Genomic DNA, 1,031 nt, shown 5'->3' with positions numbered 1-1,031 from the left:
TCGGGTTGGGAGGGTTCGGCACGCTGTTGGGTCCTGAGGAGACACCCGTTGTGGTGTTTTTTCTGGTGCCGCTCCTGGCTTGGGCCGTCTAACGCATCCTGGTGGGTGTGGTGGTGGTCGTATCGGGTTGGGGTGTGGTTGTGTGTTGAGTGTTGCATAGTGGATGCGAGCATCTTGTTGTGAACAAGTGTTTAAGGGCACATGGTGGATGTCTAGGCATCAGGAGCCGATGAAGGACGTGGGAGGCCGCGATAGTCCTCGGGGAGCTGTCAACCAAGCTGTGATCCGAGGGTGTCCGAATGGGGAAACCCGGCACCCGTCATGGGGTGTCACCGCCAGCTGAATACATAGGCTGTCGGAGGGAACGTGGGGAAGTGAAACATCTCAGTACCCACAGGAAGAGAAAACAAAATGTGATTCCGTGAGTAGTGGCGAGCGAAAGCGGATGAGGCTAAACCCTGGTCGTGTCAAGCCGGCAGGCGTTGCGGTTGGGGTGTTGTGGGACGTGGTCGTGTGGACTCTGCCGGGTCTGCGAGGTCGTTGTGTGGTGTTAGTGGAAGACTTCTGGAAAGGGTCGCCGTAGTGGGTGAGAGCCCCGTACGCGAAAACACTGCATGCGGTCTGGATCGTGTTCCCGAGTAGCAGCGAGCTCGTGGAATTTGCTGTGAATCTGCCGGGACCACCCGGTAAGCCTAAATACTCCCTGATGACCGATAGCGGACTAGTACCGTGAGGGAAAGATGAAAAGTACCCCGGGAGGGGAGTGAAATAGTACCTGAAACCGTGTGCCTACAAGCCGTCAGAGCCTTTCGGGGTGATGGCGTGCCTTTTGAAGAATGAGCCTGCGAGTTATGCTTCGTGGCGAGGTTAACCCGTGTGGGGTAGCCGTAGCGAAAGCGAGTCTGAATAGGGCGCCATAGTCGCGGGGTGTAGACCCGAAGCGGAGTGATCTACCCATGGCCAGGGTGAAGCGACGGTAAGACGTCGTGGAGGCCCGAACCCACCAGGGTTGAAAACCTGGGGGATGAGCT

The 1,031-nt window shown here is 57.5% G+C and carries 1 rRNA gene; it reads left to right on the top strand.

The annotated features are described in order from the left end of the window. Positions 1-181 precede the first annotated feature (181 nt). A 23S ribosomal RNA gene (locus ABD143_RS38040) occupies positions 182-1,031 on the top strand; the annotation flags it as partial.

This window comes from Pseudonocardia aurantiaca, assembly GCF_039526725.1.
Classification (GTDB): domain Bacteria; phylum Actinomycetota; class Actinomycetes; order Mycobacteriales; family Pseudonocardiaceae; genus Pseudonocardia; species Pseudonocardia aurantiaca.
This window is presented reverse-complemented; position numbering and strand designations above follow the sequence as displayed.